This is a genomic window from Salmonella bongori NCTC 12419, assembly GCF_000252995.1.
Taxonomy (GTDB): domain Bacteria; phylum Pseudomonadota; class Gammaproteobacteria; order Enterobacterales; family Enterobacteriaceae; genus Salmonella; species Salmonella bongori.
On sequence record NC_015761.1, the window covers coordinates 508,377 to 534,806 of the forward strand.

Below are 26,430 nucleotides of genomic sequence, written 5' to 3' on the forward strand. Positions count from 1 at the left end.
TAATCATAGTGACTCACTGTGATACTGTGATAAAGGTTAAACCTTCCAGCAAGGTTAAGGTCAAGGGGGAAATATGAATATTAGCGATGTGGCGAAAAAAACCGGCCTAACCAGCAAAGCGATCCGGTTTTATGAAGAGAAAGGGCTGGTGACGCCGCCATTACGTAGCGAGAATGGCTATCGTACTTATACGCAGAAACATCTAAATGAGCTGACGTTACTGCGACAGGCAAGACAGGTCGGCTTTAATCTGGAAGAGTGTGGCGAACTGGTCAATCTGTTTAACGATCCGCGGCGCCATAGCGCGGAGGTGAAAAAGCGGACTCTGGAAAAAGTCGCGGAGATAGAGCGACATATCAGCGAGCTGCAATCAATGCGCGATCAATTGCTGGCGCTGGCTGAGAGTTGCCCCGGCGATGACAGCGCCGATTGCCCGATTATTGATAATCTTTCCGGCTGCTGCCATCACAAGGTGCAAAAGCCACGTTGATTAAACGGCGCGGATACGTAGGGTGATGCCTTCCACGGCGATCACTTCGACATGCGTTCCTGCTTGCAGATCTTCGTCAGCCCATACCGGCCATGAGCTATCGCCGACGCGCATATGTCCCCGTCCGTTGATTAACGGGGCATCAAGCATAAACCGACGACCTATCAATTGTTGTCCACGTTGGTTAAGGCGGTTGTCTGCCGGTTTTTGTTCCCGCACGCGGCGCGCCAGCCAGCGCCACCAAAGCCAGGCCGCCAGTAACGTTAATGCCGCAAACAGTACGCCCTGCCATTCCCAGCCTAGCGGCACAAGCCAGACCGCCAGGCCAGTAATCACTGCCGCCACGCCGCTCCACAGCAAATAGCCGTTACCGCCGAGCATTTCAGCGGCCAACAACAGGCCGCCAAGACTAAGCCAGAATATGTGTGGATGGACCAGTATCATCGCTATCATGGTTTTTTCCGTTCGCTGGCGCTGTCCTTAACCAGCTCGCTGATCCCGGCGATAGCGCCCATCAGACTGCTGGCATCCAGCGGCATCATCACCACTTTGCTGTTATTCGCCGAGCCGATTTGCTGTAACGCTTCGGTGTATTTCTGCGCCACAAAGTAGTTTACTGCCTGAATATCCCCGGCGGCGATGGCTTCCGACACCATCTGCGTGGCGCGTGCTTCCGCTTCGGCGGAACGTTCGCGCGCTTCTGCCTGCAGGAAAGCAGACTGGCGTTCGCCTTCGGCTTTCAGAATCTGCGACTGTTTTTCCCCTTCGGCTTTCAGAATCTCCGCCTGACGCACCCCTTCGGCTTCAAGGATATAGGCGCGTTTGGTCCGCTCCGCTTTCATCTGAGCGTTCATTGAGGAGATCAATTCCGCAGGTGGACGGACATCGCGAATCTCAATGCGGGTAACTTTAATCCCCCACGGATTGGTGGCTTCATCGACAATATGCAGTAGCCGCGTGTTGATGCTGTCGCGCTGGGAGAGCATTTCATCCAGCTCCATCGAGCCGAGCACTGTACGGATATTGGTCATGGTAAGGTTAATAATCGCCAGTTCCAGATTGCTGACTTCATACGCGGCGCGCGGCGCATCGATAACCTGAATAAAACAGACTGCGTCGATAGTGACGTTGGCGTTATCTTTTGAGATCACTTCTTGCGATGGAATATCCAGTACCTGTTCCATCATATTAATTTTACGGCCAATTCTGTCCATAAACGGCACCACAAGGCTTAACCCCGGCTGTAGGGTTTTGGTGTAACGTCCAAAGCGCTCCACCGTCCACTGGTATCCCTGCGGAACGATTTTGACGCCAGCGCCGACGATCACCAGCGCGACGAAAATAAGAATAGGGATAAGAATGAGCATAGCTACACCTCCTGTTGTGTTATCCATAAACCAATTTTGCTGACAAATTAAGCGAATTATACCTGATTCCGTAAAGCATGTTCCCCCCTTATTAATTACAGGGATACACTATCGCTATAAAAAGATGAACAACGGATGCGCAATAAATGACAGAACGTAACATGTTGCTTGAGTTAAAGCAGGTTGGCTATCAGACGCCGACGACAAAAATATTGCATAACATTAGCTTTACGCTGCAATACGGTGAATTTAAGTTAATTACCGGTGCTTCTGGCTGTGGAAAAAGTACGTTGCTGAAAATGGTGGCCTCGTTAATGAGTCCTGATATCGGCGTGATTCTTTTTGAGGGGCAGGATATTACGACTCTGAGTCCGGAAGCTTATCGCCAGCAGGTTTCTTATTGCGCTCAGACACCAGCACTATTTGGCGATACGGTTTACGATAATCTGATTTTTCCGTGGCAGATTCGTCATCAGCGTCCGCAACCGAAAGTATTCGCGGATGATCTGGCGCGTTTTGAACTGCCGGAGGCGATTTTGCAAAAACCCATTGCCGCGCTTTCTGGCGGCGAAAAGCAGCGTATCGCTTTAATCCGTAACCTACAGTTTTTGCCGAAAATACTGTTACTTGACGAAATAACCAGCGCGCTGGATGAACATAACAAACGGAATGTGAATGATATTATTCATCATTATGTCCGCGATAAGCAGGTCGCCGTCTTATGGGTAACGCATGACAAAGATGAAATTCAGCACGCGGACAAAGTGATAACGCTAAAGCCGTCTGCCGGAACGATGCAGGAGGCATGTTATGAGCGGACATAATATTACCAATACATCGCTGGCATTATCGATGCTGCTGGTAGTTGTGGCGATGTTAATCAGCCAAAAAGAAAAGCTGGCGTTGGAAAAAGATATTTTGTGGAGCGTATTCCGGGCGGTAATACAGCTTATTATTGTCGGCTATGTGCTGAAATACATTTTTGGTGTTAACCATGCCGCTCTGACGCTACTGATGGTGCTGTTCATCTGTTTTAACGCCGCATGGAACGCGCAAAAGCGTAGTAAATATATCGATAAGGCATTTCTCTCCTCGTTTATTGCCATCACTGTCGGCGCCGGGTTGACACTGACGGTACTGGTACTTACCGGTTCGATTGAGTTTGCGCCGATGCAGGTTATACCGATTGCCGGTATGGTGGCGGGTAACGCAATGGTGGCGGTAGGGCTGTGCTACAACCAACTGGGGCTGCGTTTTCATAGCGAGCAGCAGCAAATCCAGGAAAAGTTAAGTTTGGGCGCAACGCCGAAAATGGCCTCCGCCGGGCTTATCCGCGATAGCATCCGCGCATCGCTTATCCCGACGATCGACTCGGCAAAGACCGTTGGGCTGGTGAGCCTGCCGGGGATGATGTCCGGGCTGATTTTTGCCGGAATCGATCCGGTAAAAGCGATTAAATATCAAATTATGGTGACATTTATGCTGCTTTCGACAGCCAGCCTCTCAACCATCATTGCCTGTTATTTAACCTACCGGAAGTTCTATAATTCGCGTCATCAGCTGGTGGTGATACCGCTTAAGAAATCGTGATGCTCGCCGGATGACGGCGCAAGCGCTTTATCCGGCCTGGGGACGATGGGGGAGGCCTGATAAGCGCAGCGCCATCAGGCAAGCAATGATTAATACAGCAGCGCGTATAGCTGGCGACGGTATTTTGACGCCAGCGCATCGCCGGTGCCGAGTGCGGCCAGAATTTCCTGGAAGGTTTTGCGCGCCTGTCCCTCGGCGGCGGCAAGATCTTTTCTCAGATGGCTGAACAGCAATTCCAGTGCTTCCTCATTGCGTCCGACCTGATGCAACTGTAACGCCAACTGCGTGGCCAGGGCCGCATTCTGAGGATTATCCGCCACCTGCTGCTGAAGTTGCTGAATTTCTGGCGTATCCGCCGCCTGTTTAAGCAGATCGATCTGTGCGACCAGTCCCTGATAACGGGTATCCTGATCCTGTAGCGGGATAGTTTTTAATACCGCTTCGGCTTCCTCTGAACGGTTCAGAGCAATGTGTGCTTCTGCCAGTAACAAGCCAATCTCGCTGCTTTGTTGAGAGAGCTGCCAGGCGTCTTTCAGCAGCGGCAACGCATCAACGTAGTTACCTTCCTGCATTAACTGCATCGCCTGCTGCGCTTTTAGCTCTTCTTCGCGCGGCAGTACTTTATCCAGTAGAGCACGGATAGCTTCTTCCGGCTGCGGCCCCTGGAAGCCGTCGACCGGCTGTCCGTTCTGGAACAGATAGACCGTCGGAATAGCGCGAAGGCCAAACTGTGCGGCGATCATCTGTTCGGCGTCGCAGTCCAGCTTTGCCAGAATAAACTGACCGTTGTACTGGGCGGCCAGCTTTTCCAGAACCGGCGTTAATTGCAGACAGTGCTGGCTGCGTTCAGACCAGAAGTAGAACAGTACCGGTGTAGTCATAGACTGTTCTAAGGTCTGCTGCAGGTTAGACTCATTAATATTGACAATATTCTGTACGGACATGGCGTCGCTCTCTTTTGTCTGTGTCACGTTTACATGGGGGCGGACGGGCGCGCTTCAACTCAGCTTTGTAAAATTTTATCCAGCATCCGGCCCGGCAATAGGCGTTTCAGCGCCATCACCGCCCAGGTGACCAGCGTAACGGGGTAGCGTAGTTTTGGCTTATCGCTTGCAAAAGCATGACGCACTTTCGCTACTACCGCGTCAGGATCGCGGGTGAAACGCGCGGCGATGCCGGGATTTTCTACCGGTTTATCGCGTTGTGTCTGGTTAACGTTATCTGTAAACCGGGTACGAATTGGGCCGGGTTCTATCAGACTCACTTTAATGCCGGTGTGCCGTAGTTCCATACGCAGCGCGTCAGACCACGCTTCCAGCGCGTATTTGCTGGCGGCGTAAGCGCCGCGCCCTGGGGTGGAAATCAGCCCCATCACTGATGAGGTCATCACAATGCGACCTTCGCCATGGGGCAGCATAGCGGGAAGTAAGCGCATGGTAAGCTGATGCGCGCCGAAAAAATTGCTGGAGAACTGTTGCTCCATTTGTTCGCGGCTGATGGTAGAAAGGGGGCCATAAACGCCGTATCCGGCATTATTAAAGATCCCATACAGACGGTTATCGGTCAGCGCGATCACCTCATCGGCGGCACGATCCACGCTTTCGGAGGAATCAAGATCGATCAACACGCCGGTAAATCCCATACTGTTCATTCGGGCGACATCATCGGGTTTGCGGCAGCCCGCCAGGATTTGAAATCCCTGGCGTTTAAGTTCAAGTGCGCTATCCAGACCGATTCCGCTGGAACATCCTGTTATTAAGACCGATTTTTGCATAACTTTACCTGTCAGGATCTCCGTTGATTTAAGAGTCGTGGTTAACTATATCCGTCATACTTTGAGTTGCCTGTGTGTTGGCGGCGTTCGCTCACCCCAGTCACAGAGTTAACTATGCTCCTGGGATTCTCTTACTTGCCGCCTTCATGCAACCCGAACTATTCAGGAGAGAAAAGGGGTCAACTGCTTCGCCATCCAGTCGGCAATAAACGGCTGGGCGTCGCGGTTAGGGTGAATACCGTCATCCTGCATCCACTGCGGTTTCAGATATACCTCTTCCATAAAAAACGGCAACAGAGGAATATCGAACTCTTTGGCAAGCTTAGGATAAATCGCACTAAAGGATTCATTATAACGGCGTCCGTAGTTAGCGGGCAGATGAATTTGCATCAGTAATGGTTGGGCATCGGCGGCTTGCACCGTCTGAATAATTTTACGTAACGTTTGCTCGGTTTGCGCAGGCGCAAAACCCCGTAAGCCATCGTTGCCACCAAGTTCCACCAGTACCCAGCGCGGCTGATGGTGTTGCAACAGCGCGGGTAAGCGCGCCAGTCCCTGCTGCGAGGTATCGCCGCTGATACTGGCATTTATGACCGGCGTTTTGTTTTGCCATTTATCATTAAGCAGCGACGGCCACGCCGTGCTGGCTGCCATACGGTAACCAGCGCTAAGGCTATCGCCCAGGATTAATAAGGTGTCCGCGGCGGCGGCGCGGAAGGTTAACAGGATCATAAACAGGAAGGACAAATGCCAGCGGAAAATAGTGTTGAAGTTCATCGTCTCAGGAAGTCCGTCGGTCAGGGTGAGCATGAGCTTTCCATCCTTACCGGAGTTGAACTGGTTGTCAAACGTGGTGAAACCATTGCGCTGATTGGCGAATCAGGATCGGGCAAATCCACACTGCTGGCAATTCTCGCCGGACTGGACGACGGCAGCAGCGGAGAGGTCAATCTGGTAGGGAAACCGCTTCATCAGATGGACGAAGAGGCGCGGGCACAGCTTCGCGCTCAGCATGTCGGCTTTGTTTTTCAATCCTTTATGCTAATTCCTACGCTTAATGCATTGGAAAACGTCGAACTGCCGGCCTTGCTGCGTGGAGAGAATAGCGGCCAAAGTAAAGCGGGGGCCAAAGCGCTGCTCGAACAACTGGGGCTGGGAAAACGGCTCGATCATCTTCCGGCGCAGCTTTCCGGCGGCGAACAGCAGCGTGTGGCGCTGGCGCGCGCGTTTAATGGGCGTCCTGATATTTTGTTTGCCGATGAGCCGACGGGTAACCTTGATCGGCAGACCGGGGATAAAATCGCCGATTTGTTGTTCTCGCTTAACCGTGAGCATGGCACTACGCTGATTCTGGTGACGCACGATCCCCAACTGGCAGCACGTTGTGACAGGCGGCTGCGGCTGGCCGACGGTCTGTTACAGGAGGAAGCATGATAGCCCGTTGGTTCTGGCGTGAATGGCGCTCGCCCTCGCTGATTATTGTCTGGCTGGCGCTAAGTCTGGCGGTGGCCTGTGTACTGGCGCTCGGCAATATCAGCGACCGGATGGAAAAAGGGTTAAGCCAGCAAAGCCGCGAGTTTATGGCGGGTGATCGAACGCTGCAAAGTTCACGAGAGGTGCCGAAAGCCTGGATTGAAGAAGCGCGTAAGCGCGGTCTCAATGTGGGCGAGCAGCTGACTTTCGCGACGATGACGTTTGCCGGCGATACACCGCAACTGGCGAGTGTGAAGGCGGTAGATGGCGTTTATCCGATGTACGGTGAACTACAAACCCGTCCAGGCGGAATAAAACCGCAACCGGGCAGCGTACTGCTGGCGCCGCGTCTGATGGCGCTGCTTAATCTGAAAACGGGCGACATGATAGATGTCGGCGACGCTACCTTGCGTATTGCGGGTGAAGTGGTGCAGGAACCGGATTCCGGGTTTAATCCTTTTCAGATGGCGCCGCGTCTGATGATGACCATAGCCGATGTGGCAAAAACTGGTGCGATACAGCCGGGTAGCCGTGTGACATGGCGGTATAAATTCGGCGGAACGCCACAGCAACTTGCCAGCTATGAGACGTGGCTATTACCGCAGCTTAAGCCTGAACATCGTTGGTACGGACTGGAGCAGGATGAAGGGGCATTGGGAAAATCGCTCGAACGCTCGCAGCAGTTTTTGCTGCTCTCGGCGTTGCTAACGCTACTGCTGGCAGTGGCCGCCGTCGCGGTAGCGATGAGTCATTACTGCCGTAGTCGCTACGATCTGGTAGCGATTTTGAAAACGCTGGGCGCGGGCAGAGCGCAGTTGCGTAAGCTGATTGTCGGACAATGGATGATGGTTCTGGGCCTTTCCGCCGTTACGGGGGGCGCGATTGGGCTCTTGTTTGAAAACGTCCTGCTGGTGCTGCTCAAACCGGTGCTGCCCGCCGATTTGCCGTCTGCCAGCCTGTGGCCCTGGATGTGGGCGTGGGGTGCGATGACGGTTATCTCTTTACTGGTTGGCTTACGGCCTTATCGATTGTTGCTGGCGACCCAGCCGCTACGGGTACTGCGTCGCGATGTTGTCGCCCGCGTCTGGCCGTTAAAAATTTATCTGCCTGCCGCCTGCGCCGTCGTGGTGGCGCTGCTTGCTGGATTAATGGGAGGAAGCATATTGTTATGGGCGGTCCTGGCTGGCGCCGTGGTGCTGGCGCTGCTGTGCGGCGTGCTGGGCTGGATGCTGCTTAACGTGCTGCGCGGCCTGACGCTGACGTCGCTACCGCTGCGTCTTGCCGTCAGCCGCCTGCTGCGCCAGCCGTGGTCAACGTTGAGTCAGCTCTCTGCATTCTCACTTTCGTTCATGTTGCTGGCGTTAATACTGGTATTGCGCGGCGATCTTCTTGACCGTTGGCAGCAGCAGCTCCCGCCGGAAAGTCCGAACTATTTTCTCATTAATATTGCTGCGGAACAGGTGACGCCGCTGAAAGCCTTTTTGTCGGAGCATCAGGTACTCCCGCAGACGTTTTACCCGATTGTGCGGGCGCGGTTAACCCGGATAAACGACCGTCCGACGGAAGGTCAGCAGGATGAGTCGCTCAACCGTGAACTGAATTTGACCTGGCAGGATACACGCCCGGAGCATAATCCGCTTGTCGCTGGCCACTGGCCACCAAAAGCCGGTGAAGTCTCTATGGAGGAGGGGCTGGCAAAACGGCTAAACGTCAGGCTGGGCGATAGTGTGACCTTCATGGGCGATACGCAGGCGTTTAGCGCCAAAGTTTCCAGTCTGCGCAAAGTAGACTGGGAAAGCCTGCGGCCTAACTTTTTCTTCATTTTTCCTTCCGGAGCGCTGGACGGGCAACCACAAAGCTGGTTGACCAGTTTCCGCTGGGAAAATGGCAACGGCATGTTGACGCAGCTTAACCGTGAATTTCCTACTGTCAGCCTGTTAGATATCGGCGCGATCCTGAAACAGGTGGGGCAGGTGCTGGAACAGGTCAGCCGGGCGCTGGAGGTGATGGTGGTGTTAGTCACCCTCTGCGGTATATTGTTACTATTGGCCCAGGTGCAGGTCGGTATGCGTCAGCGTCATCAGGAGCTGGTGGTATGGCGTACGTTGGGGGCCGGAAAGACACTGCTGCGTACCACACTCTGGTGCGAATTCGCCATGCTGGGGTTGGTTTCCGGGCTGGTCGCCGCGATTGGCGCGGAAACGGCGCTGGCGGTCTTACAAATCAACGTCTTTGATTTCCCCTGGGAGCCGGACTGGCGTTTATGGATGGCGCTACCGTTTTGCGGCGCGCTGCTGCTTTCCGTATGTGGTGGCTGGCTTGGCGTTCGTTTGCTGAAAGGGAAAGCGTTATTCCGCCAGTTTAGTGGATAATCCATAATGTGAATAATTACGCGCCGTATTTTAAAGCGGCGCGTAATTCTTTTGTCGCGCAAAGTGTTAACTTATTGATTTTTAGTGGTATAAAACATTTAAAAATGCACAACACTAAGATTTTATAATTGTTATTATTTTCACGCTAAGTGATTTGAATTGGCTATCTATCAAGAAAAATATAATGACAATTAAAATAACTGCGTAGGTGGCATCGTTCTTTACGCATCCTGTCTTTTAATAAAGCTAAAAATCCGCCACAGTTTATTCCTTTCTGTTGGGATTCAGTGATTGATAAAAAGGCGTATGAAACACGAATCACCTTCAGCGTTACGGTCTGGAAAATGACCATAAACCTAATATTTCGCTTACCGGTGAGCGAGTGATTTTAATTGAAACGGTATCGGGAAAGGGTGCAAAAATGTGTAAGAACATAACCAACCATCCTGATGGATATGTGTATTATGAAGACACACCGGACTTTATCAAAGGTAAAAAGTACCCCCTACGGCGAGTGGTAAGGGGACCTCTCTAATTGTTACTGATGTTCCATTAACCAGTGCCCAACGGTTTCCGATGTGCCGCGAAAAACGATATTCGCGGCTTTCTTTTTCAGTTGATAGCGGTACATCGGGTCGTAATATTCATTCAGTAGCGGAACCAGCCATGCCATATGTCCGTCTGTGCTACCGCTGGATAATTGCTCCGCCAGCGCCATATCCAGCGTGTTTGTCAGTTCGGCGAAGCGTTGCAGCCCCAGACGGCGGCGAATGGCGAAAAGTCCGTGGCGCAGGTACTCACTGTACGCCTGCCAGCCGCGGTCATCGCCGTAGGCGCTGGTGAAATCGTGATGCATACGGATGAAATATTCTTCACGCAGACGTTCCAGTCGACGCTCAAGCGGATCTTCTACTACCACAACCGGTGCCTGCGCCATTCGTTCGCGTAAAGGCTCAGGTAGATGGTTAGCGCCAATCGTTCGCCCTTCATCTTCCAGTACCCATCTTTTTAATGTTTGACGCGCGTTAATCTTCAGCATTTCGACTGCAAGTTTATTTTCAAAGCTGGCCTGGCTGAGCTGGGGTTTCAGCGTGCGTCCGAACGAGGAGCCGCGATGGCGTGCAAGCCCTTCCAGATCCAGACCGTTGGGCTGCTGTCGTACCAGTTGTGTTTTGCCGCTACCGGTACAGCCGCCAATTAACAGAATGGGTTTTTGCACCAGTTGTTGGGTCGCCTGAATTGCCTCCTGGCGCAGCGCTTTATAGCCACCTTCAATAAGGGGGCAGTCAATCCCAGCCTCTTGCAGCCAACGTTGTACGATATGCGACCGCTGACCACCGCGTGCGCAGCACAGAAACCCGTTGGGGAAGCGCTGGAACGCGGCTTTCCAGGCTTCAAGACGCTGCTGGCGAATGTCACCGCTCACTAACCGGTGTCCCAGCGCTAACGCTGCATCCGCACCCTGACGTTTATAACAGGTGCCGACGGCGGCTCGCTCGTCATCCGTCATCAATGGCAGGTTGATAGCGCCCGGCATGGCGCCCTGTTGAAACTCAATCGGCGCGCGTACATCAATTAAAGGCGTATCGGCAATGAGGAGCGCGCGAGAGTCCGTTCCATCGTTCATGTGTAATCCCGAAAAACAAAACAGCAATAGTGAGATTTTACGCGCTGAGGGAGGAGCCGGGAAAGGGGAAGATCATTCTCCCGGCATTTTATGCGTTATTTAAGCTTACTTTGCGCCCAGATAATACCGCTGGCATATTCTGGCGGCAGGAGCGGAGAGAGCGCTTCCAGAGTCGCCCTAAGACGTGACGTATCGCTGTCGGTCAAATTCAGATGGCCGACTTTTCGTCCCGGACGTACCGCTTTATCATACCAGTGCAGATGTACCAGAGGCAGCTTTAGCCAGTCGTACTGTAAGTCGCTGCCGATCAGATTGACCATCACCGATGGGGCATTAACGACCGGTGTAGGCAGCGGCAGGCCGGTAATCGCGCGTAGATGTAATTCAAACTGACTGATGCTGGCGCCATTTTGCGTCCAGTGTCCACTGTTATGTACGCGCGGCGCCAGTTCGTTGATTAACAGACCTTCGGGCGTAATAAAACATTCCATTGCCATCACGCCGACATAGTTTAGCGTCTGCATAATCGCCGAAAGCATGGATTCTGCCTGTGCCTGCTGCCCGGCGTTCGCCTGCGGGAATGCGACGCTGGTCCGCAGGATGCCGTCCTGATGCAGATTGTGCGTCAGTGGGTAAAACACAGTATTGCCGTCGTGAGCGCGTGCGCCGATTAATGACACTTCACCGGAAAAATGAATGCCGCGCTCAACAATACATTCGCCATAGCAGTCATCCGGCAGTTGCCCGGTTTCGCCCGCGCGTAGCCGCCACTGTCCGCGACCGTCGTAGCCGCCAATACGACGCTTAACAATCGCCAGTTCGCCCAGTTTATCGAACAGGGCAGGCCATTGGCCCTTATCCGACAACTTTTCCCAGGGGGCGGTCGCCAGCCCAAGCTTATCGAAAAGCTGTTTTTGTGTCAGGCGGTCGGCGATGATCGGGAATACCTCTCGATTGACGAACGCCGGGTGACGTGCCAGTTCGCGGGTAAGCGCGGTTTCAGGCCAGCGCTCAATCTCTGCGGTAATAACGCTCTGTTGTACCGGAACGGCGGTAGGTTCCGCATCCAGCCCGACCGGCCAGACGGCAATACCCAGCGGTTCGCCTGCCTGGCGCAGCATCCGGCCCAGTTGCCCATTGCCGAGAACACACACTTGCTTCATGCCGCACCTCGTGGATCGGGGTTTTCCAGCACGTCATCCGTTTGTGCTTTGCGCCAGTCGCGAAGGCGCTGATGCAGTGCGTTATCGTGGGTGGCCAGAATTTGCGCCGCCAGCAGCGCCGCGTTAGCGGCGCCAGCTTTGCCGATGGCCAGTGTGCCAACCGGAATACCGCGCGGCATCTGTACAATAGAATAGAGACTGTCCACACCGCTTAGCGCAGCGCTTTGTACCGGAACGCCAAGTACCGGCACCAGCGTTTTTGCCGCAATCATTCCTGGCAGATGCGCCGCGCCGCCCGCGCCGGCAATAATTACCTGAAAGCCGTTTTCTTCAGCATTTTCGGCAAAGCTGAACAGTTTATCGGGGGTACGGTGAGCAGAAACCACTTCGACATGGTGCGGAATATCCAGAATGTCAAAAATTTCGGCGGCGAATTGCATGGTAGCCCAGTCGCTTTTGGACCCCATCACGATGGCGACACGCGCCGGATTATTGCGGGAAGACATGCGTCTTAAAACTCCTGTGGTGCGGGACACGCTGCTTTTGAGGTGTCAGAGAATAGCATGATAATCAGGCAAGGAAAACGGTTGCGTAGCCGCCATAACAGAAGAGTAGACGATCGAATTTAAAAGGGGAATGGGATGAGTTCCACGTCGTCCGGCGTAACTTTTACCATTGAACCTTCATGGTGCCATGCGCCTAACACTACACGGAAGGCGGGCTGACCGTTAGCGAAAAGTGTATGCACTGCCGGACGGTGGGTGTGACCGTGAATCAACCACTGTACGCGGTGTTTTTCCATTTCGGCGATAACGGCCTGCGCATTGACATCCATAATATCCAGCGACTTGCTGCTGTTAGCCGCTTTACTGCCAGCGCGCATTCTGGCGGCGATACGGCGACGAATAAACAGCGGCAGGGTAAGAAACAGTCGTTGGATCCCCGGATGGTGAACTTTGGCGCGAAATGCCTGATAACCGACATCGTCGGTACAGAGGGTGTCGCCATGCATAATCAGTACATTGCGGCCATACAGGTCGAGGACTTTTTCCTGCGGCAGTAGCGTCATGCCGCTCTCGCGGGCAAAGCGTTTACCCAGCAAGAAGTCGCGATTGCCATGAATAAAGAAGCAGGGCACGCCAAAATCCACAACCGCTTTGATGGCGGTGGCTATCTCATGATGCAATGGGGTGGGATCGTCATCGCCAATCCAGGCCTCGAAGAGATCGCCAAGAATATACAATGCGTCGGCCTGACGGGCTTCCGTGGCTAAAAAACGCAGAAAACCGGCGACGATCGCCGGTTCTTCCGTTTGCAGATGCAGATCTGCAATAAATAGTGTCGCCACGATTACTCGCTGACGGTCACGTTTTCAATGATCACGTCTTCTTTTGGCACGTCCTGGTGCATACCGCTGCGACCAGTAGCCACGCCTTTGATTTTATCCACGACGTCCATACCTTCAACCACTTCCGCAAAGACACAATAGCCCCAGCCCTGCATGCTTTCGCCAGAGAAGTTCAGGAAGTCGTTGTCAACCACGTTGATGAAGAACTGTGCGGTTGCGGAGTGAGGTGCCTGAGTGCGCGCCATGGCCAGCGTACCACGGGTATTTTTCAGACCGTTATTGGCTTCGTTTTTAATAGCGTCTTTAGTGGCTTTTTGTTTCATGCCCGGCTCAAAACCGCCGCCCTGAATCATAAAACCGTTAATCACACGGTGGAAAATGGTGTTGTTGTAAAAACCTTCGCGACAGTAGTCCAGGAAGTTTTTAACTGTTTCAGGCGCTTTATCATCAAAGGTTTTGATTACGATATCGCCGTGATTAGTGTGGAAAGTAACCATTTTTGCATCCTGTTCCGTTATAGTGGTGCTTCAACTCTCGGAAGAGTCAGATATAGGGGTGTGTTATAGCATAACCGCAAGGTTCGATCACCTCGCAAAGTGTGCTGCTTCCTGCCCGAATTATGGGTATCATACGGACTTTATTACCCACACACGTCTATACGGAATCTTCGATGTTAAAAATATTTAATACACTGACGCGCCAAAAAGAGGAATTCAAACCCATTCATGCCGGGGAAGTCGGCATGTACGTGTGTGGTATTACCGTTTACGATCTCTGTCATATTGGCCACGGACGTACGTTTGTCGCCTTTGACGTTGTCGCGCGCTATTTGCGTTTTCTCGGCTATAAGCTGAAGTACGTGCGTAACATTACTGATATTGACGATAAAATCATTAAGCGCGCAAATGAAAATGGCGAAAGTTTTGTCGCGCTGGTCGACAGAATGATTGCGGAAATGCATCAGGACTTCGATGCGCTGAATATTCTGCGTCCGGACAGCGAACCGCGTGCGACGCACCATATTCAGGAGATCATAAATATTACCCAAACGTTGATCGAGAAAGGTCACGCTTATGTAGCGGATAACGGCGATGTGATGTTTGATGTACCGACCGATCCGGCTTACGGACAGCTTTCGCGCCAGGATCTGGAGCAACTTCAGGCGGGCGCGCGCGTTGATGTGGTTGACGTGAAGCGTAACCCGATGGACTTCGTGTTGTGGAAAATGTCGAAAGAGGGCGAGCCGAGCTGGCCGTCACCGTGGGGCGAAGGGCGTCCGGGCTGGCACATTGAATGTTCGGCGATGAATTGCAAACAGTTGGGCAACCATTTTGATATTCACGGCGGCGGTTCCGATCTGATGTTTCCGCATCATGAAAATGAAATTGCCCAGTCCACCTGCGCGCACGATGGCGAATACGTCAACTACTGGATGCACTCCGGTATGGTGATGGTGGATCGTGAAAAGATGTCCAAATCGCTGGGCAACTTCTTTACTGTGCGCGACGTACTGAAATACTACGATGCGGAAACTGTGCGCTACTTCCTGATGTCCGGCCATTACCGTAGCCAACTGAACTACAGCGAAGAGAATCTCAAGCAGGCGCGCGCCTCGCTGGAGCGGTTATACACTGCGCTACGCGGAACGGATAAATCAGCGGCCCCGGCGGGCGGCGAGGCGTTCGAAGCACGTTTTGTGGAGGCGATGAATGATGATTTCAATACGCCGGAAGCTTACTCCGTTCTGTTTGATATGGCGCGTGAAGTCAACCGTCTCAAGGGTGAAGATATGACCGCCGCGAATGCAATGGCGTCCCATCTGCGCAAAATTTCCGGCGTGCTCGGTCTGCTTGAGCAGGAGCCGGAAGCCTTCCTGCAAAGCGGCGCGCAGGCGGATGACAGTGAAGTCGCGGAAATTGAAGCGCTGATTCAACAACGTCTGGATGCGCGTAAAGCGAAAGACTGGGCGGCGGCAGATGCGGCGCGCGATCGTCTCAATGAGATGGGGATCGTGCTGGAAGACGGCCCACAGGGAACCACCTGGCGTCGTAAGTAATAGCCGTATTGCCGGAGGGTGACGCAAGGCGTCTCATCCGGCCTGCCGTTCATTGTATAGTAGGCCGGATAAGGCATGAGCCGCCATCCGGCGCATTCACCGACGCAGCTCAGTCGGTGACATTTACGCTTTGACCGGCATAGCTTACCGTTTGTCCGGCCACGATTTTGCAGCGTTTACGCGTTTCAATTGCGCCATCGACCTTAACCAGCCCATCGGCAATGGCCATTTTCGCCTGGGCGCCGCTTTCGCTCCAGCCTTCCAGCTTGAGGAGATCGCACAGTTCAACGTGCGGATGCTTGCCTAAAGAGAATGTCGCCATGTTATTTTCCTTGTGGATCGTGATATTCAACGCACGCCTGTAGCGTATTTTCGATAAGCGTGGCGACCGTCATTGGGCCGACGCCGCCGGGGACTGGCGTGATGTATGACGCGCGTGCCGCGGCTTCTTCAAACACGACATCGCCAACGACTTTGCCATTTTCCAGACGGTTAATCCCGACATCGATCACAATCGCGCCTTCTTTAATCCATTCGCCGGGAATAAATCCCGGTTTACCGACGGCGACGATCAGCAAATCGGCATGTTCAACATGGTGACGCAGATCTTTGGTAAAGCGATGCGTGACGGTAGTGGTGCAGCCGGCCAGCAGCAGTTCCATGCTCATTGGGCGACCAACGATATTCGAGGCGCCGATCACCACGGCATTCAGGCCGTAGGTATCAATGTTATAACGCTCAAGCAGGGTGACAATACCGCGGGGCGTACAGGGACGCAGACGCGGCGCCCGCTGACACAAACGACCAACGTTATATGGATGGAAACCGTCCACGTCTTTATCCGGCGCGATACGCTCCAGCACTTTAACGTTGTCGATACCTGCCGGTAAAGGCAACTGCACCAGAATACCGTCGATCGTGTTATCTGCATTCAGAGTATCGATAAGCGCCAGCAGTTCGGCTTCGCTGGTAGTTTCCGGCAGGTCATAGGAGCGGGAGACGAACCCTACTTCATCGCATGCTTTACGTTTGCTTGCCACATAAATCTGTGAGGCAGGATTGCTGCCGACCAACACAACCGCCAGACCGGGCGCGCGAAGACCTGCAGCGATGCGTGCCTGAATTTTTTGAGCAACCTCAGATCGCACCTGTTGCGCAATCGTTTTACCGTCAATTATCTTTGCTACCATCAGAGAGAGGATTCCATCTGTTACTTCAAGCCAAAGGGGATAACGCTATTTTGTCAGAACCCGGCCTCGCTGTCAGTTAACGTTTGCATTTCCGACGCGATCACGACGCCTGTTGCCTCCGCGTACGAAAGGGATGCCTGGCCTGCGAGTACGCTGGAGTTAACCAAAAACAAACAATTCATCACGTAGGTATAATTAACGTAATTCCGCATCACTAATAGGTCCAGACAATATAACACCCCTATTTATACAAAACAGGATTAAACCCTTCTTATATCCCAATAAGAATTAACTTAGGTCATTAAAAGAGTTTGTGTCTATTTTGTATTTATCAAAATGTTTGCTTTATTATCGTGGTTATTACAAATAATTACCCTTAATTGATGTTGGGTATGCATAGGTATCTGATAGCAGTCTGCGCTGAACCAGTCATCGTCCAGCGCCAGAAAAGCAATGTCAGCATTATCTATCTTTTTGGCGGAGAGAAAGTCAATTTTCTGTTACCACTGATTCGTCAGACGCGTCATGATGATTTTAAGACCATGCTCGAAGTGGCTGTTTTGCTCTTTAATAGCGATACTCAGCATAAAAAATAACCTGAACAGCAGGTGAGTCATGGTGAAATATTAAAGAAACGTATTGATTTTCTAAAGACAGGCAACCTTAATTCCCGCTTTAGGTCTGCTGAGTTGTGTCCGGGTGATTTCCTGGACCCCGTCGTAGCGCCAGAAAAGATGATATTCGTACACTTAGTCAGCAACCGGAACAAAAGCCATTGACTCAGAAGTGCCTGACCGTATAATTCTCGCGTTTCGTCTACGCGAAGTCTTCACTTCACAAGGCGCCCTTAGCTCAGTTGGATAGAGCAACGGCCTTCTAAGCCGTGGGTCGCAGGTTCGAATCCTGCAGGGCGCGCCATTATTATATCAACTGGTTACGCCTCTTTAATTCCCTCCTTATTTTCCATATGGGACATATTTGGGACATCATCACTGAAAATCGAGTCAATTTGCTTTGCGTGTTCCGTTAAACGGTTCGGCGCAAGGTGAGCGTATCGGCGCACCATCTCGATGCCCTCCCATCCTCCCATTTCCTGCAGAACAGAAAGCGGTACTCCGGACTGAATTAGCCAACTGGCCCACGTGTGCCTCAGATCGTGGAAACGGAAATCCTCAATTCCAGCCCGGCGGCAAGCTGCATTCCATGCTCGCTGGTCATCGACGCGCATCTTTCTGATAGTCGGCGTCTTTGAGCCATCGGGCCGGATGCCTTCTTTCGTATGCACGAACACCCATTTATGATGCTTACCAATCTGGTCACGCAATATTTTACAGGCAGTATCATTTAGCGCTACGCCAATAGCGTGGTTTGACTTACTGTCTTCAGGGTTCACCCAGGCAACGCGACGTTGCATGTCTATCTGTTGGCATTCCATATTGATGATGTTAGACCGCCTAAGTCCCGTTGCCAGCGCAAATTTAACAACAGATTTCAACGGTTCCGGACATTCTTCAATAAGTCTTTTTGCCTCATCACGCTCAAGCCATCTGACGCGTTTGTTTCTGACAGCAGGAACCTTGATTACAGGCGCTTTCTCCAGCTATTTCCAGTCACGTTCTGCCGCGCGCAGAATCGCCTTCATTGATCTCCGCCCTGAAAACAGTGCCAGGCTAAACGGAAGTATCCGGCCTTTCTTTCATCTCACAGAGAGGCCCATCCATCATGAAAAAGACCTGTTATACCAAAGAACAGATAGCGTTTGCGCTGAAAAAGGCCGAAACCGGCACTCGTGTCGGGGAAGTCTGCAGAAAGATGGGCATTTCTGAGGCCACGTTTTACAACTGGAAGAAGAAATTTGCCGGTCTGGGCGTGACGGAACTGCGTCGTTTGCGGCAGCTGGAGGATGAAAATCAGCGGCTGAAGAAACTGGTGGCTGATCTGAGTCTGGACAGGGAGATGCTGCAGGAGGTACTGAAGCAAAAGCTCTGAGGCCGGCTCAGAAGCGCCAGGCGGTGCATTTCCTGCGGGAGGCCTATCGTATCAGTGTCCGCCGGGGATGCGGGTTGCTGATGCAGCGCAGAACTGTCTACCACTGGCAGAGCCGGCGTGATGATCGTGCGATAACCCTGCGCATCAGGGAGATCGCGGAAACACGAATACGCTACGGTTGCCCGCGTATCCATATCCAGTTGCGGCGGGAAGGCTGGCGGGTTAATCACAAGAAAACACACCGGATTTATTGCCTGGAAGGGCTGAATCTGCACAGAAAGCGCCCCCGCAGGCATGTCAGTGCAGTACGCCGCCAACAGCGCCCGGACCTGACGCATATCGATCAGTGCTGGAGTATGGATTTCGTGTCGGATAGTCTGTTTAACGGACGGCGTTTGCGGGCGCTGGCTGTAATGGATAATTTTAGTCGGGAATGTCTGGCAATCCATGTCGGAAAATCACTGAAGGGTGAGGATGTGGTCCGCGTAATGGAAGCGCTGCGGGTGCTGGATAAGCGCCTGCCGGTACGTATTCAGACGGATAACGGCAGCGAATTTATCTCGAAAACCCTGGACAAATGGGCGTATGAGCATGGTGTGACGATGGACTTCTCGCGCCCCGGAAAGCCGACAGATAACCCGTTTACTGAATCATTTAACGGCAGTCTGCGGGATGAATGCCTGAATATTCACTGGTTCCTGTCACTGGAAGATGCGCAGGAAAAACTCGACAACTGGCGCAGGGAATACAATCATGAGAGAACGCATTCATCATTAAATGGCATGACTCCGGCTGAATTTATCCGGAGTCTCCGGAAAGACGAAGATCTCTGATTTAGCACTGTACGGAATTTGGGCCAGGGGCAAAGGCTACATCTTTTGGTTTAGAAACTGTATTAAAGGGGGGCTAAGGTCTCAAAAGAAATAAGAAAGAGTTTTTATAAAAAAATTAAGGGAGATACACTGCAAAAAATTAATGTTCGCTATCACTTCTGGCTTAGCGCTCATACAGTTAGCAATATATTGAATAATAAAGATTTAAATACTGATCTGTGAATTTTGGTGTAAGCGTAAAGCACATAACAGGTATAGGTATGATATAAGACACGATGAATCAATAGAATGCATTATGTATCTTGATGTATTTATAAATTGCATAATTATAGTGTTACATGTACAATATGAGTAATTTTTTTTAGGGTTATTGACATGAACGCCTTTTTGCTTTTTATTGCGATCTTAAGTGTGATAATCGACATTGCCTCACCTTTGTCTGTGTATGGAGCCCAACTTATTATTTTCCCACTTGTTTGTTCATTATTGTATATAAACAGCAATGCTAAAGCTGGATACCTGTCGATTATATGTGTCTTTTTGATAATGTCTCTAATTATTATAAGTGCTTTTATACATATTAATATTTCTATGCACACAGAGATATTGATATATCAATCAATAAAAGTCTGCCTTTGGTTGCTTTCTGCTTTATTATTATATTATGCCTCCGTTAGTATTCCTGTTTTTACAATAGAAAAGGCTGTAAGAGTTGCTATTATTGTATATATGGCGTGTTTGGTTTTTCAGGTTGCGTTATATGGTCTATATGGAACTGTCATTGATTACTCAATAATGATGGGAGGAGAACCATCAAGAAATATGATGAGTGGTGTGGGATTTAGGCCTACTGGATTGACTTCGGAGCCAAGTGTGTATTGTGGAATTACTGCATGGCTAATTACTTTAAGATATGCAGTAAATAAAAAAACAGATGTATTATTTATATTATCATGTCTATCCATGCTATTAACATTATCTTTTGTTGGTGTGTTCCTCTGCTTCGGGATTCTTTTGATAGGCATGCTTCGTGTTAGAATGATAATCCCTGTTATAGGGTTTATTTTTATGGGGTACTTAGTTCTGATTGATAGAGTTGACGAACGAGTATCTCTGTTTCTCTCAGGTGGAGATGGAAGTAATAATGTAAAAATAGATACATGGAATAACTTCATATCTAACTCCGACATATATACATATGGTTACGGATTGATAGGGAAGTCGCTATCAGCACCATCATTTTATGAATCATTATATGATATGACTATATTTGGCAATCTTTTTACTATTTTCGGTATGCATTTGGGCGTAGTTGCATTGCTTGCGTTCATAATGTTTGTAGTTAGAATTAATCTTTCAAAAAGGACAAAGATAATGCTTATGTTATCATCGTTGAAGATTAGCCTGCCATTCTTTGCCGTATTTTACTTGTCCATTTCATTACTTTGTGCCATAGCAGATAATAAGACCAAAAGCTAGTCATAAAATCGCACATGTTAGAACACACATTAGTTTCTTGGCTGGTGGTTATATATTTATACTATAGTCATCAGGAAAAGATGCTGTTAAAGAAAAAATGAATCTGTACCGTTAATATGATAATAGATTCCGATTTGCATCAACAGACCGCATCCCTATAGAACACTGGTACGGTAATCCTCCTGCAGCATCTTCTTATCCAGACTCAGATTAGCAACCAGTTTCTTCAGGCGCTGATTTTACTCCTCCAGTTGCTGCAGACAACATAGCTCCGTCACGCCCAGAGTGGCAAATTTCCTCTTCTAGGTAATGGGATGGACGACCTCCACCCGCTGCAGTTAACTGTACAAAATGTGTTCAGCAGGAGGAGCGCCATGAATATTGTATTTCTGGGTATTGCTCTGCCTAAAAATATCTTTCAGCTCTGCGGGTTAAACTAGGCCGGTGAGTAAATTTACTCAAAACGTACCGGCCGGAATGAATTACTTCAGACAGTGGCGAATATTCTTGCCTGTCTGATTGGTGTCGAAACGTCCATAGAAGCATTTTACTGGGAACGTAAGTTTGAAAAGCTGGGGTATAAAGTAAAAGTCATCAGCCCTCAGTATATAAAACCTTATGTCCGCGAACAAAAAAATGACGGTAATGATACGCAGGCGATCGCTGTGGCTCTGATGTAACCGACGATATAATTTGTTCCACGGAAAAGCCCGGAGCAGCAGTATATACAGGTTTTACACCGTGCCAGGCAGTGAATAATCAATCATCGTACTGCAACAATCTGTCATCAGATGGCTGCTGCTTGACCGGAGGAATAACAATCGGCGCGGCAGCCTCAAGAGTTCGTCGTACAGTTCCGCTGATTTTTGAAGATGCAGAAAATGGTCTCAGTGCCCGAATGTACAAGACAATTGCGGAACTCTATGATCTCTTTAATGACCATGGTCGTCGTATAAACTTTTTTGATAAAGAAATCGATGTTGTGTTCAGGCAATCTGAGGCCTGCCAGCGTATCGTCAAAGTTAAAGGCATTGGACCTAAAACGGCTATGGCCGTTGTTGCGGCAATTGGCAATAAAAATGGTCGTCACTTTGCTGCATGACTTGGTCTGGTTCCACGGCAACACTCAAGTGGCGACAGGCAGGTACTGATGAATATGACGAAGAAAGCCGACAAGCATTTGCGAACACTTTTTATTTATGGTGCACGCGCTGTTTTTAGGATTGCCACAAATAACAATGATGGCTGTCTGCATCAGTGGGTTAACTAGTAGAAGGAACGGCGCGGATTTAATAAAACGATCGTGGCAGTCTCTAGCAAGAACGCGAGAATAATTTGGTCGATGTTGAGAAATGAGAGCGAATATCAGGCTGTAGGAAGTTAATACCTCGCAATAAAAGTTGCATTATACTGAAAAATGATGACAGGTTGCACCTGCACAATTTCAAGCTGATTTTTATACTGGCCTTTTAGTCCGCCCAGATGTTGAGATGATTGTGTACGGATTACCCATTTGGACACAGGTATTCCTGTGCTGGACAGATGTAAGCAGCAACTCAAAACTAGATTTAGTACTTACAAAACGGAGGTAGTCAATATATATAAAATGTCCTCAGAAATCCCCATCTTTCTGCAGAGTTTCCCGATGTGAATGCCAGTTTCGGCCTGTATCAGCGCAAATGCTATCTGTGCCTCGATATAACGGGTCTTTTTCATGACGAATATGTCTCCAGGTAGAGTGAAAAAAGGCCGGATACTCCAGTTTAGCCTGGTACGTCTCTCAGAGAAGAGATCACAATGTTATCTAAAATGGAGTTTCGGCCCAAATTATGGTCATTTTGCTATTTTATAAATCGCTTTCCTAGAGAAATAAAAGGCTTCTCTATTAGCTCATGTACGATTATAGAGATAATTAAAATAACTGACAATATAATAAATAGCCTTGAAAAACCAGATGTGTTCGGGAATATGAAAAAATCATATTTATAAATACACTCAAGGATAACAACATGAATTATGTATAATGAATAAGAAATATTTCCAAGGTATTCAAATGTTCTGCAATGCCTCATTCCGTTGTTCTTCTCGTACATGACTGATATGAGTATTATAATTGCGCTTAATAATCCCCACTTTAACGGTCCGTGACCATAAAATAAACTAATTTGCGAAGCAATTAAAGAGAACAAAAAGAACAATAAGTAAGGTGATAGAGTATTTAAAATTGATGAGCTAAAATTTATGTTTTTATAAATCAAGTAGATAACAATTCCATAGATAAAATCTATAAACATTGGAGAGTAAAATAGTGCAATTATATTGTTCTGGTTTACATCTGGTTGCTTTGTATAGGCGTCAAGCGATATTGTGCCAGTGAAATAGTGAGATGCCACGGTAAATATGATTAGGATTGTTAATCCGCTGATGTAAGCTCTATATTTCCTGCTTAAAAGCATAGCAAATCCGAAAATAAGATAAAATGCTATTTCGTATGTTATTGTCCATGCGGTGTCGAGTAAATTAAATCCATAGAAAGGGCTGCCTTCTGAATAATTGCTATGCACTGGTATAAGTGATTTTAGGTATAGCAAATAACTCGCTTCTGGTTTTATAGCCAAAAAGTAGATGGTTACACATATTATTAGTAATGGGTATATTCTGAAGAAGCGGCGGATGAAAAAATTAGTAAAAAAGGACTTTTCTAATCTTTCAGTTGAAAGGCAAATTATGAATCCACTAATTATAAAAAAAAGATCAACACCAAAAGCTCCGTAATTGAAAAGCAATGAGCCGAGGTCCTTTTGGGAATAAACCTCATTGAGATACCACTTGGTATGGTAAAGAACTACAAAAATTGAGGCAAAACCTCTCATATACTGTATTGAATGAACTTTGTTCAATTAATCACCCTCAATGTAATAAGTATCCACTTTATATTATAAAAATCAGTGTACCCGGAAAGGTCCGAAGTGTAGCACCAAGCGCAGATTCGATCGACTGGCATGGAAGTCTCCAAAATAAATTCATTTTCTTCCAACTGTATCGCTTATCGAAAGTTGCTCCTTCGCATTAGCCGTTTGATTGCCTAAATCGATAAAATAACTTGTATGAATAAACAGTATTAGTTGGCACAAAGATGGGAAAACGTAGTGATATTGAGATTGTATGGAGTTCCTCCATGTTTCGAGGGGTAAGTGGAAGGACAGGCCGTTATCGTTGCTTGGTTTGTTCTGAAACTGGGAAAACTGAACTGACACTGATCCTACGCGAGGCTAACCGATGGGTTGAGTGTTACGTAATGACTTTCTGTGATGTATCGAAACAAGAGGGCGAGAGCAGGATATTACATCATATTCAATCCAAATGGAGGGTTGTGAACATAGGGGGTCACAGTCAGGCCGCTGATTGCATTGAATGTCGTATATCGTTCGACGAGGCATTACTCACGAGGCTGAGAGCAGGCCATATGTTCTGTCGCGACGGCATCATGTACGGCGTATTGCTGGTTGATGATAACTTGCTAACGGCGTCTGACGACTTCTTCTCGTGTTCAGCATAGGCGGTGAATTCCTAGGGAATCGGTATAAATTACGGCCTAGAATTAATCTGGAAACCGGGGCTGAAGAGGAAATACCCCAGTCTGGAAGCGGACGGGGCTCATTTCATCGCAGAACGTGGGACAAATCAAGCGAACTGGTAGAACCGACACATAAGCACGTTCGCAGCACTGATAGTGAAGCAAAATTTTGGCTAACGCCTTAATGAGGATATTTCTATTGATGGTTTATTGGCTGGTCGTGGCGGTGTAACGTTTCAACCGCATAACGCCGCATAAAATCCCATCGGGCGATAACGCCCTTCTGTAAGTATCCCGTATAATCGTGCCATTCACATTTAGAGATCATCCGGCATAATCAATCTGCCAACGAAGGAGATCGCTATGCGTAAAGCCCGTTTTACTGAGCATCAGATCATCACTGTGATTAAGTCGGTTGAAGCTGGACGAACCGTTAAAGATGTCTGCCGGGAGGCCGGTATCTCTGAGGCCACCTGGTATAACTGGAAGTCCAGATACGGCGGCATGGAAGCTTCTGATATTAAAACGATAAAAGATCTTGAGGACGAGAACCGACGCCTCAAACAGATGTTTGCCGACCTGAGCCTTGAGAACCGGGCGCTGAAAGACGTTATCGAAAAAAAGCTTTAAAACCAGCCTTTAAGCGTGAGCTGGTCACTCATCTGATAACAACATTCGGACTCAGTATCCGTCAGGCCTGCTGGAGCCTGAACCTGAGCAGAACGGTTTATCATTACCGTCCGGATAACACACGTGACGAACCCGTTATTACCGCATTGCAGACGGCAGCTGAACGGTATCCACGATACGGTTTTCCGAAGCTTTTTCAGGTTCTGCGGCGGCAGGGATACGCGTGGAATCACAAAAGGATCCACCGTATTTATTGTCTGCTGAAGCTGAATTTTCGCCGTAAGGGCAAACAACGGCTGCCGGTGCGTAACCCCTCGCCACTGGCCACGCCGGAAGCGCTGAACCAGAGCTGGTCTGTTGATTTTATGCATGATGCCTTGGTCTGTGGGCGTCGTTTTCGCACGTTCAATGTCGTTGATGACTTTAACCGTGAGGCGTTGTCGATTGAAATAGATCTGAATCTGCCAGCCCCACGAGTGGTCCGGGTGCTTGACAGGCTAGTGGCAAACCGCGGTTATCCAGTCATGCTGCGTTTATTGTCCGAGCATTTTTGCCCGTTTGCGGTACTCGCCTGGCGTACAGCCAAATTCACGAACAAACGCTTTATGAAAAGAGGATTCGCTCGCATAACCTACCGACTCTGCTATCACGATGACTGGCTGCGTCTCTCGTGACAAGGCCTGGGCGGCAATTTGTAAGCGTAGCGTCGTTAATACGCTTAAGGGCGTTGTATCGGAAATGTCGCGAAATAACTGCGCGAAACTCGCCCGGGACATATGTACCTGTTGCGCCAGTGTTTCGACCGTCCAGGGATGCGCAGGCGTTTCCAGCATTTGAAGCATTACGCGACCCAGTCGGGGATGCAGCAATAAACTCAGCACGCTTTTCGCCGCGCCCGCCTGCGACAGCCAGTCGCGAACGGCGAGGGTAAACAGAGTGGCGCATTGCTGGCTGCATAAAACGTCAGCGCCGGGTAAATGGCGATCTGACTCCTGCTGTAACAGTAAAAGGGCAGCGTTAAGCCAGATACTGACAGGGCTATGCTGCTGCGGGGCAAAGTACAACACTTCCGGTAGTGCGGTAAGGAAATAACGTGACGTTGTGTGTAGACGTAAGCTACCACACACGATATGCGTCGGTGCTTTGCCGGCCTGGCGTAAACGGTGAGCGGAGTTTTGTGGCAGGATCACCACGTTTCCCGGCATGAGCGTAATGGCATCGCCGGCTGGCATTTCCAGCAGCGCTTCGCCCTGCGTGACGGTATGCCAACGAATCACCGAAAGTTCGCCAGCGGCGTGTGGCAACTGCCAGTCGCCGCCTAACGGGCAATTTTTATCGATTGAGCCCTGAGGATTATTAAGCGTTAATAGTTGACTAAGCGCGTCCATATAGACTCCAGAACAGATTTTTTTCAATAAAAATAATAATTATTCCCTTGTATGCTCACTATATTTGGGTTTTAACGTGATTTC

General features: G+C 49.7%; 22 protein-coding genes, 1 tRNA gene and 7 pseudogenes. 12 read left to right on the forward strand and 18 right to left on the reverse strand.

From position 1 onward, the window contains the following. The first annotated feature begins 73 nt into the window (after window positions 1-73). Entirely contained in the window at window positions 74-490 is a 417-nt protein-coding gene (gene cueR / locus SBG_RS02290; RefSeq protein ID WP_001026763.1) for a Cu(I)-responsive transcriptional regulator, read from the forward strand. Here cueR and SBG_RS02295 read toward each other — a convergent pair whose 3' ends face one another. Together SBG_RS02295 and SBG_RS02300 are read right to left on the reverse strand one after the other, a co-directional pair. Next, on the reverse strand, window positions 491-943 hold the full coding sequence (locus tag SBG_RS02295) for an NfeD family protein (RefSeq protein WP_000561168.1): 453 nt from the start codon (window positions 941-943) through the stop codon (window positions 491-493). It lies immediately after the preceding gene. Next, window positions 940-1,857 carry an SPFH domain-containing protein gene (locus tag SBG_RS02300; RefSeq protein ID WP_000906148.1) on the reverse strand — a complete coding sequence of 306 codons (918 nt, stop codon included), beginning with the start codon at window positions 1,855-1,857 and terminating at the stop codon, window positions 940-942. The genes SBG_RS02295 and SBG_RS02300 overlap by 4 nt, the downstream gene beginning before the upstream one ends. A 146-nt stretch (window positions 1,858-2,003) precedes the next feature. On the opposite strand from SBG_RS02300, the gene fetA reads away from it, so the two are divergent. Further along, on the forward strand, window positions 2,004-2,681 hold the full coding sequence (gene fetA, locus SBG_RS02305) for an iron efflux ABC transporter ATP-binding subunit FetA (RefSeq protein ID WP_000140154.1): 678 nt from the start codon (window positions 2,004-2,006) through the stop codon (window positions 2,679-2,681). Then, window positions 2,668-3,447, forward strand: coding sequence for an iron efflux ABC transporter permease subunit FetB (fetB, locus tag SBG_RS02310; RefSeq protein WP_000014138.1), 780 nt, complete (start codon window positions 2,668-2,670; stop codon window positions 3,445-3,447). Before fetA ends, fetB begins: the two co-directional genes overlap by 14 nt. An 89-nt stretch (window positions 3,448-3,536) precedes the next feature. Here the strand turns inward: fetB and SBG_RS02315 are convergent, their stop codons facing one another. The 3 genes from SBG_RS02315 to tesA form a co-directional block, all read right to left on the reverse strand. After that, the gene (locus tag SBG_RS02315) at window positions 3,537-4,391 is read right to left on the reverse strand and encodes a co-chaperone YbbN (RefSeq protein WP_000116050.1); all 855 of its coding nucleotides are present in this window, start codon (window positions 4,389-4,391) and stop codon (window positions 3,537-3,539) included. A gap of 59 nt (window positions 4,392-4,450) precedes the next feature. Further along, on the reverse strand, window positions 4,451-5,221 hold the full coding sequence (locus tag SBG_RS02320) for an SDR family oxidoreductase (protein ID WP_001172809.1): 771 nt from the start codon (window positions 5,219-5,221) through the stop codon (window positions 4,451-4,453). Between the two features lie 162 nt (window positions 5,222-5,383). After that, entirely contained in the window at window positions 5,384-5,998 is a 615-nt protein-coding gene (tesA, locus tag SBG_RS02325) for a multifunctional acyl-CoA thioesterase I/protease I/lysophospholipase L1 (protein WP_001010568.1), read from the reverse strand. Here tesA and ybbA point away from each other — a divergent pair. From ybbA to SBG_RS21320, 3 genes and pseudogenes are all read left to right on the forward strand, one after another. Next, window positions 5,969-6,655: a putative ABC transporter ATP-binding protein YbbA gene (gene ybbA, locus SBG_RS02330; protein ID WP_001110588.1), complete on the forward strand. Its 687-nt coding sequence runs from the start codon at window positions 5,969-5,971 to the stop codon at window positions 6,653-6,655. The genes tesA and ybbA overlap by 30 nt on opposite strands. Beyond that, window positions 6,652-9,066: a putative ABC transporter permease subunit YbbP gene (ybbP, locus tag SBG_RS02335; RefSeq protein WP_000561753.1), complete on the forward strand. Its 2,415-nt coding sequence runs from the start codon at window positions 6,652-6,654 to the stop codon at window positions 9,064-9,066. The genes ybbA and ybbP overlap by 4 nt, the downstream gene beginning before the upstream one ends. 233 nt (window positions 9,067-9,299) lie before the next feature. Continuing rightward, a pseudogene (locus SBG_RS21320) lies at window positions 9,300-9,587 on the forward strand (DUF2931 family protein); the annotation flags it as partial. Window positions 9,588-9,604: 17 nt separating this feature from the next. Here SBG_RS21320 and mnmH read toward each other — a convergent pair. The 5 genes from mnmH to ppiB form a co-directional block, all read right to left on the reverse strand. Continuing rightward, window positions 9,605-10,693 carry a tRNA 2-selenouridine(34) synthase MnmH gene (mnmH, locus tag SBG_RS02340; RefSeq protein ID WP_000997736.1) on the reverse strand — a complete coding sequence of 363 codons (1,089 nt, stop codon included), beginning with the start codon at window positions 10,691-10,693 and terminating at the stop codon, window positions 9,605-9,607. Window positions 10,694-10,788: 95 nt separating this feature from the next. Further along, the gene (gene purK, locus SBG_RS02345; protein ID WP_000815607.1) at window positions 10,789-11,856 is read right to left on the reverse strand and encodes a 5-(carboxyamino)imidazole ribonucleotide synthase; all 1,068 of its coding nucleotides are present in this window, start codon (window positions 11,854-11,856) and stop codon (window positions 10,789-10,791) included. Further along, window positions 11,853-12,362, reverse strand: a complete 510-nt coding sequence (purE, locus tag SBG_RS02350) for a 5-(carboxyamino)imidazole ribonucleotide mutase (protein ID WP_000098731.1) — start codon at window positions 12,360-12,362, stop codon at window positions 11,853-11,855. Before purE ends, purK begins: the two co-directional genes overlap by 4 nt. Window positions 12,363-12,481: 119 nt before the next feature. Further along, window positions 12,482-13,204, reverse strand: coding sequence for a UDP-2,3-diacylglucosamine diphosphatase (gene lpxH / locus SBG_RS02355; RefSeq protein ID WP_000212275.1), 723 nt, complete (start codon window positions 13,202-13,204; stop codon window positions 12,482-12,484). 2 nt (window positions 13,205-13,206) lie between these two features. Then, on the reverse strand, window positions 13,207-13,701 hold the full coding sequence (ppiB, locus tag SBG_RS02360) for a peptidylprolyl isomerase B (protein ID WP_000255986.1): 495 nt from the start codon (window positions 13,699-13,701) through the stop codon (window positions 13,207-13,209). 173 nt (window positions 13,702-13,874) lie between these two features. Between ppiB and cysS the strand changes: the two genes are divergently transcribed. Next, window positions 13,875-15,260 carry a cysteine--tRNA ligase gene (cysS, locus tag SBG_RS02365; protein WP_000912380.1) on the forward strand — a complete coding sequence of 462 codons (1,386 nt, stop codon included), beginning with the start codon at window positions 13,875-13,877 and terminating at the stop codon, window positions 15,258-15,260. Window positions 15,261-15,369: 109 nt separating this feature from the next. On the opposite strand, the gene ybcJ is transcribed toward cysS, so the two are convergent. From ybcJ to SBG_RS02380, 3 genes and pseudogenes are all read right to left on the reverse strand, one after another. Beyond that, window positions 15,370-15,582: a ribosome-associated protein YbcJ gene (gene ybcJ / locus SBG_RS02370; protein WP_000190296.1), complete on the reverse strand. Its 213-nt coding sequence runs from the start codon at window positions 15,580-15,582 to the stop codon at window positions 15,370-15,372. A 1-nt stretch (window position 15,583) separates the two neighbouring features. After that, entirely contained in the window at window positions 15,584-16,450 is an 867-nt protein-coding gene (folD, locus tag SBG_RS02375; protein ID WP_000225829.1) for a bifunctional methylenetetrahydrofolate dehydrogenase/methenyltetrahydrofolate cyclohydrolase FolD, read from the reverse strand. A gap of 344 nt (window positions 16,451-16,794) precedes the next feature. Continuing rightward, window positions 16,795-17,037, reverse strand: a pseudogene (locus tag SBG_RS02380) (fimbria biosynthesis transcriptional regulator FimW); the annotation flags it as partial. Window positions 17,038-17,291: 254 nt separating this feature from the next. Here SBG_RS02380 and SBG_RS02385 point away from each other — a divergent pair. Then, window positions 17,292-17,368: transfer RNA gene (locus SBG_RS02385), tRNA-Arg, on the forward strand. A gap of 16 nt (window positions 17,369-17,384) precedes the next feature. On the opposite strand, the pseudogene SBG_RS02390 reads toward SBG_RS02385, so the two are convergent. Next, window positions 17,385-18,092, reverse strand: a pseudogene (locus tag SBG_RS02390) (site-specific integrase); the annotation flags it as partial. A gap of 80 nt (window positions 18,093-18,172) precedes the next feature. On the opposite strand from SBG_RS02390, the gene SBG_RS02400 reads away from it, so the two are divergent. Continuing rightward, window positions 18,173-19,272, forward strand: a protein-coding gene (locus SBG_RS02400; protein ID WP_088736678.1) for an IS3 family transposase whose coding sequence is annotated in 2 segments (ribosomal slippage) — window positions 18,173-18,434 and window positions 18,434-19,272 — 1,101 coding nt in all. Because the reading frame shifts where the segments join, the coding sequence is not laid out codon by codon here. Between the two features lie 375 nt (window positions 19,273-19,647). Further along, window positions 19,648-20,751, forward strand: a complete 1,104-nt coding sequence (locus tag SBG_RS02405) for a hypothetical protein (RefSeq protein WP_000990995.1) — start codon at window positions 19,648-19,650, stop codon at window positions 20,749-20,751. A gap of 158 nt (window positions 20,752-20,909) precedes the next feature. Here SBG_RS02405 and SBG_RS23010 read toward each other — a convergent pair. Then, window positions 20,910-21,053 (reverse strand): annotated as a pseudogene (locus SBG_RS23010) (IS3 family transposase); the annotation flags it as partial. A 72-nt stretch (window positions 21,054-21,125) separates the two neighbouring features. Here SBG_RS23010 and SBG_RS21335 point away from each other — a divergent pair. Next, window positions 21,126-22,135 (forward strand): annotated as a pseudogene (locus tag SBG_RS21335) (IS110 family RNA-guided transposase). A gap of 215 nt (window positions 22,136-22,350) precedes the next feature. Here SBG_RS21335 and SBG_RS23440 read toward each other — a convergent pair. Both SBG_RS23440 and SBG_RS02425 read right to left on the reverse strand, forming a co-directional pair. Next, window positions 22,351-22,467 (reverse strand): annotated as a pseudogene (locus SBG_RS23440) (transposase); the annotation flags it as partial. Between the two features lie 125 nt (window positions 22,468-22,592). Next, on the reverse strand, window positions 22,593-23,651 hold the full coding sequence (locus SBG_RS02425) for an acyltransferase family protein (RefSeq protein WP_015702749.1): 1,059 nt from the start codon (window positions 23,649-23,651) through the stop codon (window positions 22,593-22,595). Between the two features lie 1,040 nt (window positions 23,652-24,691). Here SBG_RS02425 and SBG_RS22445 point away from each other — a divergent pair. Beyond that, a pseudogene (locus SBG_RS22445) lies at window positions 24,692-25,494 on the forward strand (IS3 family transposase); the annotation flags it as partial. Here the strand turns inward: SBG_RS22445 and rclR are convergent. Continuing rightward, window positions 25,492-26,346: a reactive chlorine-specific transcriptional regulator RclR gene (gene rclR, locus SBG_RS02445; protein ID WP_000339575.1), complete on the reverse strand. Its 855-nt coding sequence runs from the start codon at window positions 26,344-26,346 to the stop codon at window positions 25,492-25,494. The pseudogene SBG_RS22445 and the gene rclR sit on opposite strands and share 3 nt — an antisense overlap. Between the last annotated feature and the right edge of the window lie 84 nt (window positions 26,347-26,430).

Excerpts from the sequence above, each read along its gene's own strand:
- cysS (WP_000912380.1), top strand. The coding sequence starts at position 13,875 with ATGTTAAAAATATTTAATACACTGACGCGCCAAAAAGAGGAATTCAAA.
- purK (WP_000815607.1), bottom strand. The coding sequence starts at position 11,856 with ATGAAGCAAGTGTGTGTTCTCGGCAATGGGCAACTGGGCCGGATGCTG.
- SBG_RS02405 (WP_000990995.1), top strand. The coding sequence starts at position 19,648 with ATGAACGCCTTTTTGCTTTTTATTGCGATCTTAAGTGTGATAATCGAC.
- tesA (WP_001010568.1), bottom strand. The coding sequence starts at position 5,998 with ATGAACTTCAACACTATTTTCCGCTGGCATTTGTCCTTCCTGTTTATG.
- fetA (WP_000140154.1), top strand. The coding sequence starts at position 2,004 with ATGACAGAACGTAACATGTTGCTTGAGTTAAAGCAGGTTGGCTATCAG.
- SBG_RS02315 (WP_000116050.1), bottom strand. The coding sequence starts at position 4,391 with ATGTCCGTACAGAATATTGTCAATATTAATGAGTCTAACCTGCAGCAG.
- rclR (WP_000339575.1), bottom strand. The coding sequence starts at position 26,346 with ATGGACGCGCTTAGTCAACTATTAACGCTTAATAATCCTCAGGGCTCA.
- cueR (WP_001026763.1), top strand. The coding sequence starts at position 74 with ATGAATATTAGCGATGTGGCGAAAAAAACCGGCCTAACCAGCAAAGCG.
- ybbA (WP_001110588.1), top strand. The coding sequence starts at position 5,969 with ATGCCAGCGGAAAATAGTGTTGAAGTTCATCGTCTCAGGAAGTCCGTC.
- ybbP (WP_000561753.1), top strand. The coding sequence starts at position 6,652 with ATGATAGCCCGTTGGTTCTGGCGTGAATGGCGCTCGCCCTCGCTGATT.
- mnmH (WP_000997736.1), bottom strand. The coding sequence starts at position 10,693 with ATGAACGATGGAACGGACTCTCGCGCGCTCCTCATTGCCGATACGCCT.
- ppiB (WP_000255986.1), bottom strand. The coding sequence starts at position 13,701 with ATGGTTACTTTCCACACTAATCACGGCGATATCGTAATCAAAACCTTT.
- ybcJ (WP_000190296.1), bottom strand. The coding sequence starts at position 15,582 with ATGGCGACATTCTCTTTAGGCAAGCATCCGCACGTTGAACTGTGCGAT.
- purE (WP_000098731.1), bottom strand. The coding sequence starts at position 12,362 with ATGTCTTCCCGCAATAATCCGGCGCGTGTCGCCATCGTGATGGGGTCC.
- SBG_RS02300 (WP_000906148.1), bottom strand. The coding sequence starts at position 1,857 with ATGCTCATTCTTATCCCTATTCTTATTTTCGTCGCGCTGGTGATCGTC.
- SBG_RS02320 (WP_001172809.1), bottom strand. The coding sequence starts at position 5,221 with ATGCAAAAATCGGTCTTAATAACAGGATGTTCCAGCGGAATCGGTCTG.
- SBG_RS02295 (WP_000561168.1), bottom strand. The coding sequence starts at position 943 with ATGATAGCGATGATACTGGTCCATCCACACATATTCTGGCTTAGTCTT.
- folD (WP_000225829.1), bottom strand. The coding sequence starts at position 16,450 with ATGGTAGCAAAGATAATTGACGGTAAAACGATTGCGCAACAGGTGCGA.
- fetB (WP_000014138.1), top strand. The coding sequence starts at position 2,668 with ATGAGCGGACATAATATTACCAATACATCGCTGGCATTATCGATGCTG.